The sequence below is a fragment of the Streptomyces sp. NPDC048171 genome (genome assembly GCF_043202655.1).
In the GTDB taxonomy this organism is placed as follows: domain Bacteria; phylum Actinomycetota; class Actinomycetes; order Streptomycetales; family Streptomycetaceae; genus Streptomyces.
In genome coordinates, this window is sequence record NZ_JBIDAU010000008.1 from 300,999 (window position 1) to 316,467 (window position 15,469).

Annotated in this window: 13 protein-coding genes; 2 read left to right on the plus strand and 11 right to left on the minus strand. The window is 73.0% G+C overall.

What is annotated here, in order from left to right:
• Nucleotides 1–2 precede the first annotated feature (2 nt).
• From ACGF3J_RS23885 to ACGF3J_RS23920, 8 genes are all read right to left on the minus strand, one after another.
• Nucleotides 3–824 carry a siderophore-interacting protein gene (locus tag ACGF3J_RS23885; RefSeq protein WP_393854704.1) on the minus strand — a complete coding sequence of 274 codons (822 nt, stop codon included), beginning with the start codon at nt 822–824 and terminating at the stop codon, nt 3–5.
• Nucleotides 825–839: 15 nt separating this feature from the next.
• Nucleotides 840–3,128: a glycoside hydrolase family 3 N-terminal domain-containing protein gene (locus ACGF3J_RS23890; RefSeq protein ID WP_393854705.1), complete on the minus strand. Its 2,289-nt coding sequence runs from the start codon at nt 3,126–3,128 to the stop codon at nt 840–842.
• Nucleotides 3,125–5,059: a cellulase family glycosylhydrolase gene (locus tag ACGF3J_RS23895; RefSeq protein WP_393854706.1), complete on the minus strand. Its 1,935-nt coding sequence runs from the start codon at nt 5,057–5,059 to the stop codon at nt 3,125–3,127. Before ACGF3J_RS23895 ends, ACGF3J_RS23890 begins: the two co-directional genes overlap by 4 nt.
• A gap of 62 nt (nt 5,060–5,121) precedes the next feature.
• On the minus strand, nt 5,122–6,195 hold the full coding sequence (locus tag ACGF3J_RS23900) for a LacI family DNA-binding transcriptional regulator (protein ID WP_161332068.1): 1,074 nt from the start codon (nt 6,193–6,195) through the stop codon (nt 5,122–5,124).
• Entirely contained in the window at nt 6,192–7,019 is an 828-nt protein-coding gene (locus ACGF3J_RS23905; protein ID WP_161332069.1) for a carbohydrate ABC transporter permease, read from the minus strand. The genes ACGF3J_RS23900 and ACGF3J_RS23905 overlap by 4 nt, the downstream gene beginning before the upstream one ends.
• A 14-nt stretch (nt 7,020–7,033) precedes the next feature.
• A complete protein-coding gene (locus ACGF3J_RS23910; protein WP_161332070.1) occupies nt 7,034–7,978 on the minus strand; it encodes a carbohydrate ABC transporter permease in 945 nt (314 codons plus the stop codon).
• A 49-nt stretch (nt 7,979–8,027) separates the two neighbouring features.
• Entirely contained in the window at nt 8,028–9,317 is a 1,290-nt protein-coding gene (locus ACGF3J_RS23915; RefSeq protein ID WP_161332071.1) for an ABC transporter substrate-binding protein, read from the minus strand.
• 124 nt (nt 9,318–9,441) lie between these two features.
• Entirely contained in the window at nt 9,442–10,341 is a 900-nt protein-coding gene (locus tag ACGF3J_RS23920) for an NAD-dependent protein deacetylase (RefSeq protein ID WP_393854707.1), read from the minus strand.
• A 292-nt stretch (nt 10,342–10,633) separates the two neighbouring features.
• On the opposite strand from ACGF3J_RS23920, the gene ACGF3J_RS23925 reads away from it, so the two are divergent.
• Together ACGF3J_RS23925 and ACGF3J_RS23930 are read left to right on the plus strand one after the other, a co-directional pair.
• Nucleotides 10,634–11,464, plus strand: a complete 831-nt coding sequence (locus ACGF3J_RS23925) for a PP2C family protein-serine/threonine phosphatase (protein ID WP_393854708.1) — start codon at nt 10,634–10,636, stop codon at nt 11,462–11,464.
• A 58-nt stretch (nt 11,465–11,522) separates the two neighbouring features.
• A complete protein-coding gene (locus ACGF3J_RS23930; RefSeq protein ID WP_346346017.1) occupies nt 11,523–12,503 on the plus strand; it encodes an MASE1 domain-containing protein in 981 nt (326 codons plus the stop codon).
• Between the two features lie 35 nt (nt 12,504–12,538).
• Here ACGF3J_RS23930 and ACGF3J_RS23935 read toward each other — a convergent pair whose 3' ends face one another.
• The 3 genes from ACGF3J_RS23935 to ACGF3J_RS23945 form a co-directional block, all read right to left on the minus strand.
• Complete coding sequence (locus ACGF3J_RS23935; RefSeq protein WP_393854862.1) at nt 12,539–13,885, minus strand: MFS transporter; 1,347 nt, start codon at nt 13,883–13,885, stop codon at nt 12,539–12,541.
• A 64-nt stretch (nt 13,886–13,949) separates the two neighbouring features.
• A complete protein-coding gene (locus tag ACGF3J_RS23940; protein WP_122619298.1) occupies nt 13,950–14,396 on the minus strand; it encodes a MarR family winged helix-turn-helix transcriptional regulator in 447 nt (148 codons plus the stop codon).
• Nucleotides 14,397–14,552: 156 nt separating this feature from the next.
• Complete coding sequence (locus ACGF3J_RS23945; protein ID WP_393854709.1) at nt 14,553–15,461, minus strand: NmrA family NAD(P)-binding protein; 909 nt, start codon at nt 15,459–15,461, stop codon at nt 14,553–14,555.
• Nucleotides 15,462–15,469: the final 8 nt, after the last annotated feature.

Here is a 15,469-nt window from a genome sequence, read left to right on the forward strand (position 1 = left end):
CCTCAGGCCGCGACCTGCGCCTTCTCGTGCTTCCAGAAGCCCGAGAACGTGATGCGTTCCTTCGGCAGACCGAGGCGGTGCAGGTGCCTGCGTCCCTCGGTGGCCAGTGTCGACTCGCCCACGACGAAGGCGTACCCCGTGGCCTCGGCGCGGGTGACCCGGCGCAGTGCGCCCAGGGCGGCGACGCCGGGGACGGAGGCGCTGTCCTCGCGCACGACCCAGGTGACGGTCACGCCGGGCGGGGCGTGCAGCTCGCGCCGGTCGGCCGCGGTGGGGATCTCCTGGATGAGCCGGCCCACCGCGTCGGCGGGCAGGGAGCGCAGGATGCCCGCGGTGGCCGGAAGGCCCGTCTCGTCGGCCACGACGGTGACCTCGGAGGCGTCCCGCGGGCAGTCGAAGAGGATCCCCTGGTCGAGCACGGCGAGCGCGTCGCCGGGCCGGGCGGCGCAGGCCCAGATCGCGGCCCGGCCCTCGATCTCACCCGTGGGCCCGCGGTGGACCACGAAGTCGATGTCCATCTCCGCGCTCTCGCGGCGGAAGTCGGCCACGGAGTAGTTGGCGCAGTGCGGCCGTTCGGCCTCGGGGATGGCCAGGTACGGCTGCCACCACTGGGCGCCGGTGAACTCCGGGAGACGGAGGTCGCGTTGGTGGGGGAGCTGGAGGAAGAGGCGGAACCAGTGGTCGTACCCCAGCCACGGGAAGTCACCGAGTCCCGGTCCGGTGATCGTGACGCGCTGCATGGACGGGGTGACCCGCTCGGTCCGCACCACGCGGGCGCGGAACATCTCGGGCTGCTGGGGCGTGAGCCGACGAACCTTCGCCATAAAGGGAAGGCTAGCCTAAGTTGTACGCGATTCCGAGTCGGTGATCTCCAGACGCGCCCCCTGAGTGCGGTCGGACGCCGGTCCCGTCTCCAGTTCGACGACGCCCGCCTCGACGCCGACGCGCAGGTCGCGCCCCACTGACGCCAGCGTCTCCGCGTCCACGTCGAAGACCGCGTCGGCCCGCTCGCCCGGCGCGAGGCGCACGCGGACGAACCCCCGCAGCTCGCGCACACGCGGCCAGGACGTGCCCCCCGACACCCGGCGCAGGTACAGCTGCACCGTCTCGTCGGCCGGCCGCGTCCCGGTGTTGCGGATGGCGACCCGGCAGGTCAGGCGGGGCGCGTCCACAGGGACCCGGACCTGCGACAGGCGCGGCGCGCCGTACTCGACGCTCGTGTACGACAGGCCGTGCCCGAAGGCGTAGCGGGGCGTCGCGCTCTGATCGACGTAGCCGCGGTAGCGGTGGTCCTTGCCGTTGTAGAAGACGGGCAGTTGGGCGGCCGAGCGGGGTACGGACACCGGCAGCCGACCGCGCGGCTCGGCGTCGCCGAACAGCACCTCGGCCACGGCGCGCCCGCCCCGCGGTCCCGGGTACCAGCTGCTCAGCACCGCCGAGACCGGTGCGTCGACCTCGGGCAGGGCGTGCGGCCGGCCCTGCACCAGCACCACCACGACCGGCGTCCCGGTCGCCGACACCGCCGCCAGCAGGGCCCGCTGCGCCGGTGGCAGGGCCGGATCCGCCAGGTCGACGCCCTCACCGCACGTCATGCCGGACGGCGCCCCCGCCCCGGTGACGGCCGCCCCGTTCTCCTCGAAGGCGGTGCCGGCGCTGCGGGCACTGGAACCGCCCAGCACCAGCACCGCGACGTCCGAGCCGGCGGCCAGTGCCACGGCCTCGGGCACCCGGGACACGTCGTCCCCCACCAGCTCGCAGCCACGGGCGTACCCCACCTCGGTGCCGGGCGTGACGGCGGCCCGGATGCCGTCCAGGACGGTGACGCCGTCACCGGGCCTTTGCGGTGCCGTGTAGTCGCCGATCTGCTGGGCGACGGAATCCGCGTTGGGCCCGAGCACCGCGATCCGTCGCGCGGCCCGGGACAGCGGCAGGACCCCGCCCTCGTGCGCGAGCAGCGTCACCGAGGCACGGGCGATCCGCTCGCCCAAGCCGCCGACGTCCGGCCGGCCGGGGCTCCCGGGCCCGTCCGCGGGCCCCGGCCGCTCGAACAGACCGAGGCGGAACTTCAGCGTGAGCACCCGCGCCACCGCGGCGTCCAAGGCCCCCTCGGACACCAGCCCCCTTTCCACGGCCTCGCCCAGCCGGGGGAAGCAGTCGTCCCACAGACTGAGATCGCAGCCGGCGTCCAGGGCCAGGGCCGCTGCCGACACGGGGTCACCCGTCAGCCGTACCAGCCGGTCGATCGCGGTTCCGTCCGCCATCACGACACCGTCGAAGCCCCACTCGTCGCGCAGCAGTTCGGTCAGCAGGTACCGGTTGGCCACGCACGGCACGCCGTCGAACTCGTTGTAGGCGGCCATCACCCCGGCCGCGCCCGCCGCCACCCCGGCCCGGGCCGCCGCGAGGTGGATCTCGTGCAGCTCGCGGTGGCCCAGCTCCGTCGCCGCGCTGTTGCGACCGCCGACCGTGGCGCCCTGGCCGGCGAAGTGCTTCAGCACCACGGCGACACCCGCCCGCCGCGCACCCTCCACCAGGGCCTCGGTCATCCGTGCCGTGAGGTACGGGTCCTCGGCGAAGCACTCCTCGCTGCGCCCCCAGCGCGGATCACGTACGAGGTCCAGCGCGGACACCAGGGCGACGTGCGCGCCCCGGGCCCGGAGTTCGGCGCCCGCGCCGGCCACCGCCTCCGCGTACAGTTCCGGATCCCAGGTGGCGCCGGCCGCCAGGTTGACCGGCAGCACCGTGCCGTCGAGCGCCTGGTGGCCGTGCGGCATCTCCTCGACCAGCAGGACGGGGATGCCCAGCCGGGTGTTGTCCCTGACGTGCCGCTGGACGGCCGCCGCAGTCAGGGCGCCGTCCCGGGCGTCCAGGCCGTCCTCGAACCCGACGCCCGACCAGGCGTCCGCCCGCTGGAGTCCGTACAGCGCGCCCATGCCGTCGAAGGCGGCGACCTCCTCGCGGAACGCGTCCGTGAGGCGGTGACCGTCCGGGCCGCGCTCGTAGGCGTGCCAGCCGTACATGCGCTGGTTGAGCTGGCCCACCTTCTCCGCCGGGGTCATGCGGCCCAGCAGGTCGCGGACGCGTTCCGGCACCGGCGCCGCCGGGTCGCGGTAGCGGGGGACGGTCATCGCAGCTCCAGGACGGCGACGCCGTACGCGTCGATCCGTACGTCCTCCACGGGTTCGCCGTCGGCCAGACGGTGCAGCTTCCCGTCGGTCTCCGGACGGACCACCAGCGGTCCGTCGCTCTGACTGACCAGCCAGACGAAGCGGCGGCCGTCCGCGTGCGCGACGACGTCCGCCGAGACGTGCGGATCGGCCACTGTGACGGGCCGCCGCGCGCCCGACACCCGCGCCAGCGCGGCGTACAGCCGGTGGGTGACGTCCGGGTTGACCCGCGCCGTCCGGGCCGCCATGTGCTCCAGCGGGTAGGTGGCCAGCACGGTACGGCCCGTGCCGGTCTCGTGCACGACCAGGGTGGGCCGGCCGTGCGCGTCCACGGCGACGACCCGGCCCGCGCGCGGCACCACGGGCAGGTAGGCGCGGCTGTCCTCGTTCCCCGCGACCGGGAAGCGCAGCACCTCTCCGGCGCGCAGGCCGCCGAAGTCCTCGGTGAACGTCATCTCCAGCACGTCGTCCTCGATCGGCTCGGCGACGCCGTAGGACAACTGCAGCTCCACCCCGAAGAGGCCGTCCAGGTCGTCGAACCAGGGGCCGCGGGTGCCCGGGTGCTCACCGGAGCAGAACGACAGGTACACGGTGGCGCCGTCGGCGGCCCGGCGGGCCAGCTCCCGGCGGGTACGCGTGGTGAGCTGCCGGGTGGCGGGCAGCAGGTACAGCGACGCCTCGCCGGGCATCCCGTCGGCCTCGCGCGTGAGCGCGACGGGAAGGTCGGCGGCGCGCGCGGTGACGTAACCCTGGTGCAGGGACGTGAAGATGAGCGGCCGGTCGGCGGGGCGGCTGTACGGGTAGCCGCGTTCCAGGAAGGCGGGCACCACCAGTGCGGCGTCGGCCTCCGTGCGGGCGCAGTTCGGGAAGTCCACGGCCTTCAGCACCTCGGCGAAGGCGGCCAGTTCACGCAGCGGTTCCTTGGGCGCGCCCGTGGAGTCGGTGATGCCGAAGTGCATCTCGAAGGGGTGGTGGTCGTAGGGGGACTGGTCCCACAGGTCGTCGTAGTCGGTGTTGTTCCAGGCGATCCAGCCGGTGGCCCCGCCCAGCAGCGAGTTGTGCAGGGTCTGGCGGTAGAAATGGCCCGCGTTGGCGGCCGAGACGGTGTCGGTGGACAGCCCGAACTCCTCCAGCACCACGGGCTGCCCGGTCACCGCGGCCAGCTCGCACTCGAAGGCCGCGCGGTAGTGCTGCCGCGGCCGGTCGGTGTCGGAGCGGTACACGTGCGGGCCGACGAAGTCGACGTACTCGGCGGTCTCCCGCAGCGAGAAGCCGTTGTCGCGGCCGGTGACCTCGATGCCCCACGCCCCGTCGCCCAGCGACACCGGCTGCGTCGCGCCGGCCGCGCGCACCGCGTTGCACATGGCCTGGGCCCAGGCGGTCACCACGTCGGCCGACGGCGGGTCCACCTGGTAGATCCGTCCGTAGCCCGGCATCTCGTTGGTGATCAGCCAGCCCGTCACCGCCGGGTGGTCCTTGAAACGGCGTGCCATGCGGGAGACGAACCACGCCTGGCGGCCGACCATCCACACGTCCTCGTACAGGTCGCGGTTGCCGCGCCAGGCCGGGTCCCAGTTCTCACCGGACATGTGGCCCACGATGAACGTCGGTACCGTCCCCATGCCCGCTTCGAGGTGGGCGTCCAGGAAGTCCTCGAACCGCGCGCACAGTTCGTCGTCGACGCGGTCCGGCTCCGGGTGGAAGTCGGGCCAGTAGAAGAACGACCGGGTCATGTTCAGGCCGTGGTCGCCCAGTACGCGCAGTTCCTCGCGGACGGTCCTCGGGTCGTAGTCGCGCCACATCAGCGGACCGCCGGTGCGGGACCAGAAGTTGGCGCCGAGCCAGGGCAGGACGGCGGGCTGGTGGGTGAGCTGGGCGCTGTCGCGTCGCATGGTCCTTCTCGCGTGGTGGGGTTCGGGTGGTGCGTGGCCGCGGGTGCGTCGCGGCCGTGAGGTCAGCGGGCGTCCTGACCCGTGGCGGCGTCCCCGGGCGGGGCGGGGCCCGTGGACTCACGGACGACCAGCCGCGGCCGCCCGTCCAGGCCGGTCTCCTCGACCGGCTCGCCGCACAGGGCCAGCAGCATGCGGGCGGCGGCCGCGCCGACCCGCTGCACCTGCTGGTCGACCGTGGTCAGCCGGGGATGGAGCCAGCTGCCGAGCGGCAGGTTGTCGTAGCCGACCACGGACACGTCCCTGGGCACGGCCAGCCCGGCGCGCTGCGCGGTGCCGATGCCGCACACGGCCATCGAGTCGTTCGCGTACACCAGCGCGGTGGGCCGGTCGGCCGCGGCGAGCAGCGCCTCGGTGGCTCCGACGGCGTGCCGCTCACTGAAGTCGGTCGGCAGGACCGCGAAGGGACGCAGCCCGGCCGCGCGCAGCGCGTCCTCGAAGGCGGCCCTGCGCACCCGGGTGTGCTGCAGCTCCGGTGGCCCGCTGACGTAGGCGACACGCCGGTGGCCGAGCGCCAGCAGGTGTGCGACGGCCTCGGCGATCCCCGCCCCCTGGTCCCGCAGGCCGACCCGCGGTACGACGCCCGTGCCGTCCGGCGCGCCCAGCAGCACCGCGGGCAGCCCCAGCCGGGCCAGCAGGGCGGGGCGGGCGTCCTCGTCGCGGGCGTCGGTGAGCACCGCCCCGTCCACCCGGCCCTCGGCCGCGAGCCGTTCGTAGAGCGCGTACTCCTCCCGGTGACCGCTCACCAGGTGCAGCAGCAGACCGTAACCGCGCGGCGCCAGCTCGCCCTCTATGCCGGTGATCAGCTCACTGAAGTGCGGGTCGGAGCCCAGCACGTCGGTGGGGCGCCGGACCACCAGGGCCAGGCTGCGGGTACGGGCGTTGCGCAGCGCCGCCGCCGGGGCGTTGGGGCTCCACCCCAGCTCCAGCGCGGCGTCGAGGATGCGGCGTCGGGTCGTCTCGGAGAGCCGGCCCTTGTTGTTGAACGCCTGCGACACGGCGGCGGTCGACACGCCGGCCGCGGCGGCGACCTCCTTGATCGTCGGCCGTCGGCCCGGCCGCTCGGTGGACACGCTCACGCCTTCACCGCCCCGCTGACCAGGGCCTGCTGCATGCGCTTCTGGAGCACCGTGTAGACGATCCACACCGGCACCAGGGTCAGCACCGTGCCCGCCGTCAGGACGCCGTAGTCCGTGCCGGTGATCGACTTGAGCGTGGGCAGCGCCACCTGGACCGTGCGCTGCGCCGGGTCCGGGCCGATGATGACCAGCGAGTACAGATACTCGTTCCAGAAGGTCAGGAAGTTCAGCAGCAGCACCGTGGCGATGCCCGGCAGGCACATCGGCGTGTAGACGTGCCGCAGCACCGCGAAGGTCGACGCCCCGTCCAGCCGGGCGGCCTCCTCCATCTCCGGCGGGATGGTGCGCATGAACTGCACCAGGATCACCACCGACAGCGGCAGCGCCGTCGCCGGCAGGAAGAGCACCATGAAGATCCGGGTGTGGAACAGCCCGGTGGCCGCCGCCAGCAGGAAGGTGGGGAAGAGCGCGGCGAAGGTCGGGATCAGAAAGCCCAGGGAGAAGACCTTCTCCACCAGCGCCGCCGGCCGCCCGGTCGAACGGGCCAGGGCGAACGCGGCCGGGATCGCCAGCAGCAGCGTCAGCGCCAGCGAGAACACCGTCACCAGCGCGGAGTTGACCACCGCGAGCCCCAGGTCGGCGCTGTCGAACGCGGTCCGGAAGTTGTCCATGCCCAGCGAGGTGGGCGGGGCGAAGGGGTGGGCGAAGATCTCCTCGTTCGACTTGAACGCCGAGGCGAGGAAGTAGTACAGCGGGACGACGAGCAGCACCGCGTACGTCCACACCAGGACGTGGGCCGGGAGCCAGCGCTTGCCGAGCTTCATGAGTGCTGCTCCGATCAGTAGTTCTGGCGGAAGACGCGGCGGATCGTCAACAGCCCGACGAGGCCGGCGAGGAAGAGCAGGACGCCCACCGTCTGGCTGTAGCCGAGGTCGGCGGCGATGAACGCCTTCTGGTAGACGAGGAACGACAGGGTGGTGGACGACGTCCCCGGACCGCCCTGGGTCAGCAGCAGCACGTGCTGCGCCGAGCCGAACAGCGTCCACAGGAACTGGAGCATCGTCACCACGCCCACGTAGTCGCGGATCACCGGGAAGTGCACCGACCACATCGTCCGCCAGTGCCCCGCCCCGTCCAGCTGCGCGGCCTCGCCCAGCTCGTCCGGCACACTGCCCAGCCGGGCCGCGAACAGTACGGCGGTGAAGCCGATGCCGCTCCAGATGTCCAGGGCGATCAGACACGCCAGCGCCGTCGAGGGCGAGGCCAGCCAGGCGTCGGTGAGCGAACCCAGGCCGATGCCCGTCAACGCCCCGTTGAGCAGGCCGTCCGGGGACAGGGCGGCGTAGAAGACCATCGCCTTCGCGGGCGTCGAGATCAGCCCCGGAATGAAGAGCAGGTACCGCAGGACGCGGTGCCCGGGCGGCCGTTGGGCGACGTAGTAGCCCAGCATGTACGCGCACACGATCATCACGGGCAGGGCGACGGCCAGTTGTACGACCGTGTTGCGGACCGCGTCCCAGAACACCGGGTCGTCCAGGACCACCCGGACGTTGTCGAGGCCCGCGAAGGACACCGGCTGGAGCATGCCCGGCCAGTGCAGGGCCGCGATCACGAAGATCGCGAGCAGCGGCCCGACCATGAACACGAGGTACCACGCGAGTGCGGGGACCGCGAGGACGGTGCCGCCCTGCCGCCGGCGCCCGCGCGGTGCGGAGGCGGGCGGGGGCGGGGATGCGGACCGACGGGCCGCGCTGCCGTCCGGCGTCGTCGTGAGCGTCGTCATGCGGTGACTCCCGGAGTACGGGGGGCGGATACGAGGAGGACCGGGCGGTTCATGCGGACCGGTACGCGGACTCGAGGGCGGCGCGCACCCGGGTCGCGCTGGTGCCCCGGGTGAAGGACGTGCTGGTCGCGGTGATCAGCTGCTGCGCCGCGGCGGGCGGCACGTACACGTCGGGGAGGAGGACCTGGCTCACCTCGGAACCGAGCCGCTGGGCCGCGCCCACGAGGGGGAAGTCCGTACTCACGGCGTCCGTGCGCAGGGCCATGTCCCGGCCGCTCTCCGTCACGAACCGGGCCACCGTCTCGGGCCGGTACATGAACCGCAGGAACTTCTCGACCTGCTCGATCTTGCGCACGCCGTTGGGGCTGATCCAGAAACCGATGAGCGTGTAGGCGCGGATGACGGTCGGACCCTCGTGCGCCGCGCCGTCGGCCAGGGGCCAGCCGCCCACCTCGGTGTGCCGGGCCACCTTCTCCGGCACCTTGGCGAGCGCCGAGGACATCGCCGACTGGATCGCCGCCTCCTCGGTGTTGAACTGCGTGTTCATCGAGTCGGACGTGAGCCCCTGCGCCTTGTCCGCGAAGACTCCGGCGTCGCGCAGATGCGTGAAGTACTCGATGCCCCGGCGGGCGCCGCGGCCGCCGAAGTCGCCGGTGGAGTAGACGTGCCGGGCCTCCTCCTGCGACAGGAACGTCTGGATGATCTGCGCCATCAGCTTCTGCCCGGTCCAGTCGTTGCCGCCCACGGTCACGGGGGCGATGCCCTTGGCGCGGAGCTTGCGGGCCGCGGCGATCAACGCGTCCCCGGTGGTGGGGATCTCGTCGACGCCGGCCCGGTCGAGCAGGGCGCGGTTGTAGGCGACGGGCCAGTTGGTGGCGAAGTAGGGGAACGCCCTGACCCGGCCCTCGTCGTCGGTCCAGTCGGCCAGGGCGGCGGGCAGCACGCGGTCGCGCAGCCCCCAGTCGTCCAGGTAGGGGCGGACGTCGACGGTGGCGCCGACGTCCGTCCAGGCCAGCGTCTTGTCGTAGAGGTTGACCATCACGACGTCGGCCTCCTTGCGGGCCAGCCGGGAGGTCTCGTACACCTGGCCGAGGTCGTCGCCGTTGACGAGGTTCTTGACCTTCAGCCCCGGGTTCTCCTCGCGGAAGCGGTCGACGGCCGCGAGGTAGGTGGGGGAGCCCGGCGCGGTCGTGCCGAGCTGGGTGTGGACGACGAGGGTGTCCGGATCGGAGTCCGCCGACGCCAACGACGAACAGCCGGACAGAGCGGGCAGGGCAACGGCCGCAGCCAGGCCGGAACCGGCGGCGAGCAGGTCGCGCCGAGTCAGCGAAGAGCGCACAGCGGGGGTCTCCAACCAAGCGGTTAACGATTGGTTAATCGATGTACCTCGTGAGGTGCGAGGACCATATGGAGTGGAGGGACCGCGGTCAAGGGGGTGACGCCGGGGACTTCGGCGGGTCCGCTCAGGTGGTCGCGGTGTCGTCGGTGGCGATGCCGAGCCGGGCGGCCACGGTGGTGAGGGCCGGGCCCAGGGGGAGCGCGACCCGTGCGACGGCCTCCCGGTCGCCGCGGGTCGGGTCCCGGTTGACGATCAGCACCGGCGTCCCGGCGCGGGCCGCCTGGCGGACGAACCGCAGCCCCGACATCACCGTCAGCGAGGAGCCCAGGACCAGCACCGTGGTGGCACCCCGGACCAGTTCGCGGCAGTGCTCCACGCGTGCGGGCGGGACGGCCTCGCCGAAGAACACCACGTCCGGTTTGAGGACGCCGCCGCACACTGCGCAGGGCACCACTCGGAAGTCCCCGACCTGGTCGTCGGTGAGATCGGCGTCGCCGTCCGGATTGATCCCGGCGGCCACCGGCTCGAACCCCGGGTTGGCTGCCTCGAGACGCCGGGCCAGTTCGCGGCGCGCGCTGAACGCGCCGCAGGTCAGGCAGATGACGCGGTCCAGGCTGCCGTGCAGTTCGACGACGTCCTCGCTGCCGGCGGCCTGGTGCAGACCGTCGACGTTCTGGGTGATCACACCGGCGAGCAGGCCCCGATCGCCGAACGCGGCCACGGCCCGGTGCCCGGCGTTGGGCCGCGCCCGGCCGAAGGTGCGCCAGCCGAGGTGGCTGCGGGCCCAGTAGCGGCGCCGGGCCGCGGCGCTGCCGGTGAAGTCCTGGTACGTCATCGGCGTGTGCCGGCTCAGGCTGCCGCCCTCGCCCCGGTAGTCGGGAATCCCCGACTCGGTCGAGATCCCCGCCCCGCTGAGCACCACCACCCCACCGGCGCCCAGCGCGTCGGCAACGGGCTCCAGGTCCGTGGTGCCCGGCGGCAGGTCCGCTCCCGGGGTCCAGCTCAGAGTGGGCCGCATACGCATGCGGCAAGGGTACGGAAACCGGACGCCCTTCCGGGCGCCGGGGCGTGTCTGCTGTGTGCCTCGGGCGGGGGCCGGGACGAGCCCGGTGCGGCTCGGTGAGCGGCTACGGCCCCACGCTCGTCGAACCGGGCCGAACCGAACCGGGCCGGGCCGCGCCGCCCGGCGACTCCCCCCGGTCGGGCCTGGCGGGTCGCTCGACATGCCCTTCCCCGGGCCGGGTGACACACTTGCACTGGCCAGGCCCGCGGGTGGCTGACGCCCGTTCGGAGGCGTCCTGGTCCGGGAGTGGCCGATGTTCCGCAAGCGTCCCGCACCTGACGGTGAAGAGCTGCTGGCCCGGCTGGCGTCGCTGACCACTCAGGCCCGGGAGCTGGCCGAGCTGCGCAGGTCCCAGGTGGAGCTCGCGATCGCCCTGCAACGCGACATGCTGCCCGCCGACCTCCCCACGGTGCCCGGCTTCCATCTGGCCGCCTGCTACGCGCCCGCGTACGCCGGACTCAATGTGGGCGGCGACTGGTACGACGCCTTCGAGCTGCCCGACGGCCGCGTCGGGCTGTCCGTCGGTGACGTGCAGGGTCACGCCATCGACGCGGCGGCGTTCATGGGCCAGATCCGTGTCGGCCTGCGGGCGCTGGCCTCCGTGACGAGCCAGCCGGGCGACCTGCTCACGTGGACCAACGACCTCGTCCTGTCCCTGAACAAGGACCTCTTCGCCACCTGCACCTTCATCCGCTTCGATCCGGCCACCGGCGTCCTGGAGAGCGCGCGGGCCGGCCACATCCCCTGTGTCCGGGCCACCGCGGACGGCAGGGCCGAGGTCTGCCACGACGAGGGCGGGCCGCCACTGGGCGTCCTGGAGGGGGCCGAGTATCCGGTGACCCGGTACCGGCTCGCCGCGGGCGGAGTGCTCGTCCTGGTCACGGACGGCGTCGTGGAGGGGCCCTCCCTCAGCATCGACGACGGGCTCGACCGGGTGGTGCGGCTGGCGGGCCTCGCGGCCGTCGTCGGCATGGAGGCACAGGCCCTCGCGGCCGCCGTGCTCAAGAACGCCGAGCTGATCGGACACGAGGACGACGCCGCCGTGCTCGTCGTCGGCCATGGCGGACCCGCCGTTACGCCGTAGGGCGGGTCGCGGCGCCTCTCACCTCGCTGACCGGCCGGGGCCGGTGTCTGATGGCTCTGTGGTGGATATCCGTGCATGGCCGCGACCGGTCGTCCTCCTCTGCGAGACGCTGCTCGTCGCCGGTATCTACTACGCGGCGGGGCGACTGGGCCTGTCGCAGCAGCTGACCGCCGACGGGGCGGTCGTCACACCCATCTGGCCGCCCACCGGCCTCGCGGTGGCCTGTCTGCTGCTCTTCGGACCACGGTGCGTGCCCGGCATCGCGCTCGGCGCGCTGCTCGTCATCGTCTCCCTCGGAAGGCCCGGACTCTCGGCCGTCGGGATCGTGGCCGGCAACACCGCGGCCCCCGTCTGCTCCTACCTGATGCTGCGGGCTGTGGGTTTCCGCGTGAGCCTGAGCCGCCTGCGCGACGGGCTGTCGCTCGTCTTCCTGGGGGCGCTGACGGCGATGCTGATCAGCTCGGCGGTGGGCGTCGGGATGCTCGTCCTGTCGGACAAGCTGCCGTCGAGCGATCTCTGGCTCGTCTGGCTGGCGTGGTGGGTCGGCGACGCGATGGGCGTCGTACTCGTCACGCCGATGCTGCTGCTCCTGCACCGTGCCCGGCTGCCGCCGCCGTCCGCCCGGTGGACCGAGGCCGTGGGGCTCGCCGTCGTCGTCTGCGTCCTGGTCCCGCTGATCATGTACAGCACGGTCAGCCTGCTCTTCCTGGTCTACCCCCTGCTGATCCTTTCCGTGCTGCGCTTCCAGCTGGCGGGCGCCGTACCGTGCGCCCTGTTCGCCTCGGTGATGGCCACCGTCGTGGCCCGGGAGGAGGTCGGCGCCTTCGGCACGCTCAGTGACATCGAGACGTTGATGAGGCTCCAGGCGTTCAACGGCACGCTGGGGCTCACCGCGCTCCTGCTGTCCGCGGTGATCAGCGAGCAGCTCAACACCCGGCGGTCGGTGGAACGGGCCTGCAAGGAGCTGGTCGAGGCCTTGCAGCACCTGAACGCCGGGGGCTCCCAGAACCCGGGAGGGCCCGGCGGGGACGTCCGCTGAGCGGGGCGGCGGATCGCCGGGCCCGGGTCCGCCGGCTACGTCGCCGACCGTGTTTCCGGGGCCGGCCCGCGGCCCAGGGTGCGGTCGAAGACCGTCAGCAGGAGGTACACCACCCCGGCGCCGAGCATGACCCAGGCCAGCGTGTGCATGCCGCCGGTGTCCGCGCGGTGCCCGAAGGCCGCCGCGCTCGCGGCAGAGGCGATCATGGAGCCGACGTACGCGAAGGTCCGCAGCAGACCGGCGGAGGACGCCGTGCGCTCGGGAACGGCCTGGAAGTAGACCGAGTTCTGCAGGGCCAGGTTGTTGAGCCCCTGCGGGACGCCGAAGACGAGGGCGACCAGGAGCAGCATCCACAGCGGGCTCTCAGCCGTGAGCGTCAGGATGAGCACGCAGGCCACGATCTGCCCCGCCGCGCCGAGCAGCAGCTTCCCGCGCACACCCCGGCTGCGGCCGGAGACGACCGAGACGCCGATCGCCAGCAGGAACATCGGGATCTGTGCCAGCCCGGCATGGAAGGGCGACAGTCCGAAGCCCTCCTCCGTCCACTGGGTGAAGCCGTACAGGAAGGCGTACGCCACGACGTAGGCCACGAGCGCGCGCCCGTAGGTGGCCAGCAGCGGGGTGTTGCCGCCCAGCACCCGCAGATCGATGAAGGGGGTGGCGGCCCGCAGCTCCCGTGCCGCGAAGGCCGCACCCGCGGCGACGGTGATCGCCACGAGGTACCAGTCGCGCAGGTGCAGGTTCATCAGGAAGAGCAGCAGCGAGACGAGCGTCGCCGCGAACAGCGCCATGCCGGGCAGGTCGAGCTGCGCGGCCGGCCGTTCGTGCCGCGGGCGCCCGGCCCCGTCGGCCGGCTTGGGCAGGCGCAGCATCCCGAGCACCACCGCGGCGACGGCCAGGGGCACGTTCAGCGCGAACGTGGTGCGCCAGCCACCGGCGGCGATCAGCAGACCGCCCAGCAGCGGGCCGACGACGGCGATGGTCTGATTGGCGACCGCCAGCGCGGTCAGTACCCCGCCGGGACTGTCCCGCCCGGTGCGGTCGGCCTCGCCGCGCAGCAGCGCCATCGCCGCGGGATAGCCGGCGCAGGTGCCGAAGCCGAGCAGGACCCGCGCGGCGATCAGTACGCCGAGGCCGGGTGCCAGGGCGCCGACCACTCCGGCCACGCCGACCAGGCCGGTGCTGAGGAGGAAGAGCCTGCGCGGACCGAAGAGGTCGATGAGCCGGCCCACGACCGGCTGTCCGAGCGAGGTGGCCAGGTAGAGCGCGGAGACCAGCCATGCGGTCTCCGAGGCCGGCGCTCCCAGGGCGCTGCCGATGGGGACGAGGGCGACGGCGATGATCGTCGAGTTGATCGGGTTGAGGACCGAACCCAGCAGCATGGGCGGCAGCAGCCGCCGGTCGAATCCGGGCCGGTCCTCGTCGCGCGTCCGGGCCGCCGTCGGCTCAGTCACGGGTGAGTCGCTCCAGGACGGCCATGGCCGCGATCACCGCACGGCGCTCCTCCTCCGTGCACTTGTCCTGCAACTGGCCGGCGAGCCACTCCTTGCGCGTCTGCCGGTCCTCTTCTACCCGCCGGCGGCCCTCGGCGGTCAGTGTGATCAGCAGGCGCCGCCCGTCGTCCGGGTCGGGCCGCCGCTCCACGAGCCCCAGGGCGGCGAGCGGAGCGATGGTCGCCGTCATCGACTGGTGCCGCACCCCTTCGCCCGCGGCGAGTTCGCTGGCCGTGACCCCGCCGCGGTCGGACAGGCGTGCGAGGAGGGTCGCCTGGCCCACGGTGATGTCCTCCGCCTCGGACGCCTTGAGGATGCGGCGCCGCAGACGCCTGATGACCGCGCGGACCTCGCGGGACGCCTCGACCGCCGACGGCGACAGGTACTGGTTCTCGCTCATGCGCACAGCTTAACTTCCACAGTCTCAGCTGTACAGATAAAACTGTATAACTCGTCGGTCCGGTCCGGTCCGGTCCGGTCCGGTCCGGTGCGGTGCGGCGCGGTGTGGCGCGGTGTGGTGTCGTGCGGTCCGGCTTCGCGCGAGTCCCCGCCGGTGTCAGGAGGCGCTCGGCATGTGCTGCCGTACCCACGATGCGAAGGGCGTGACGGACAGGCCCAGCTTCCGCGCGAACTCGGGGCGGGCGGGCTGCGGGAACTCGTTGAGGGACGACTGTCCGAACCCCATGTCGGGCATGCCGGCGGCGACCGCCTCCTCCTCGCTCATGTCGGGCGCGGCGACCGTCGTGCCGAGGTGACGGGAGAGGATACCGGCGATCTCCGTCATGGTCAGGTGGTCGCTCGCCAGTTCCAGTTCCACGCCGTCGAAACGCTCGGGCTCGGCCACGGCCGCGGCAGCGGCCGAGCCGATGTCGTCGACCGCGACCAGGGACAGCCGCGTCGCGGGCTTGAGCAGGCTCACCAGGCCGCCCGCCAGGCCGCGCGGGAACACGATGGCCTCGGCGGGGAGGAAGTTCTCCATGAAGAAGCTCGGCTTGAGGAGCGTCCAGTGGGCGAAGCCGGCCTCGCGCACGCGGTCCTGGATCCCGGCCTTCGCCGTGTAATAGGGCTCCATCGCGGCCCATCGGCCCCGCACCCAGCCGGTGTGCTGCCCGGCGCCGGAGGCCGACGTGTGGATGAACTGGGGCACCCCGGCCGCCCTGGCGCCCTCGATCAGCCGGGTGGCCTGCGCGAGCTCGCCCGCGAAGGCGGCTCCTTCGAGGTCGGGCATCTGGACCGAGAAGACGGCGCGGGCCCCGTCGGCGGCGCGGGTCAGCGAGCCGAGGTCGTCCAGGTCCCCGACCACCAGTTCGGCGCCGAGTGCCGCGACCGCCGCCGCCCGGTCGGTCGAGGGGTCGCGGACCAGCGCCCTGACCGGTACTCCCGACTTCAGCAGGGCGCGGGCGGTGGCGCCGCCCTGTCGGCCGGTCGCGCCGGTGACCAGGACGGGTGCGGGATCTGTGGTCATGGTGTCCT

Bases quoted from the DNA above. Each gene is read 5' to 3' on its own strand.
- ACGF3J_RS23885 (WP_393854704.1), bottom strand. From the start codon at position 824: ATGGCGAAGGTTCGTCGGCTCACGCCCCAGCAGCCCGAGATGTTCCGC.
- ACGF3J_RS23890 (WP_393854705.1), bottom strand. From the start codon at position 3,128: ATGACCGTCCCCCGCTACCGCGACCCGGCGGCGCCGGTGCCGGAACGC.
- ACGF3J_RS23895 (WP_393854706.1), bottom strand. From the start codon at position 5,059: ATGCGACGCGACAGCGCCCAGCTCACCCACCAGCCCGCCGTCCTGCCC.
- ACGF3J_RS23905 (WP_161332069.1), bottom strand. From the start codon at position 7,019: ATGAAGCTCGGCAAGCGCTGGCTCCCGGCCCACGTCCTGGTGTGGACG.
- ACGF3J_RS23910 (WP_161332070.1), bottom strand. From the start codon at position 7,978: ATGACGACGCTCACGACGACGCCGGACGGCAGCGCGGCCCGTCGGTCC.
- ACGF3J_RS23920 (WP_393854707.1), bottom strand. From the start codon at position 10,341: ATGCGTATGCGGCCCACTCTGAGCTGGACCCCGGGAGCGGACCTGCCG.
- ACGF3J_RS23925 (WP_393854708.1), top strand. From the start codon at position 10,634: ATGTTCCGCAAGCGTCCCGCACCTGACGGTGAAGAGCTGCTGGCCCGG.
- ACGF3J_RS23935 (WP_393854862.1), bottom strand. From the start codon at position 13,885: ATGCTGCTGGGTTCGGTCCTCAACCCGATCAACTCGACGATCATCGCC.
- ACGF3J_RS23940 (WP_122619298.1), bottom strand. From the start codon at position 14,396: ATGAGCGAGAACCAGTACCTGTCGCCGTCGGCGGTCGAGGCGTCCCGC.
- ACGF3J_RS23945 (WP_393854709.1), bottom strand. From the start codon at position 15,461: ATGACCACAGATCCCGCACCCGTCCTGGTCACCGGCGCGACCGGCCGA.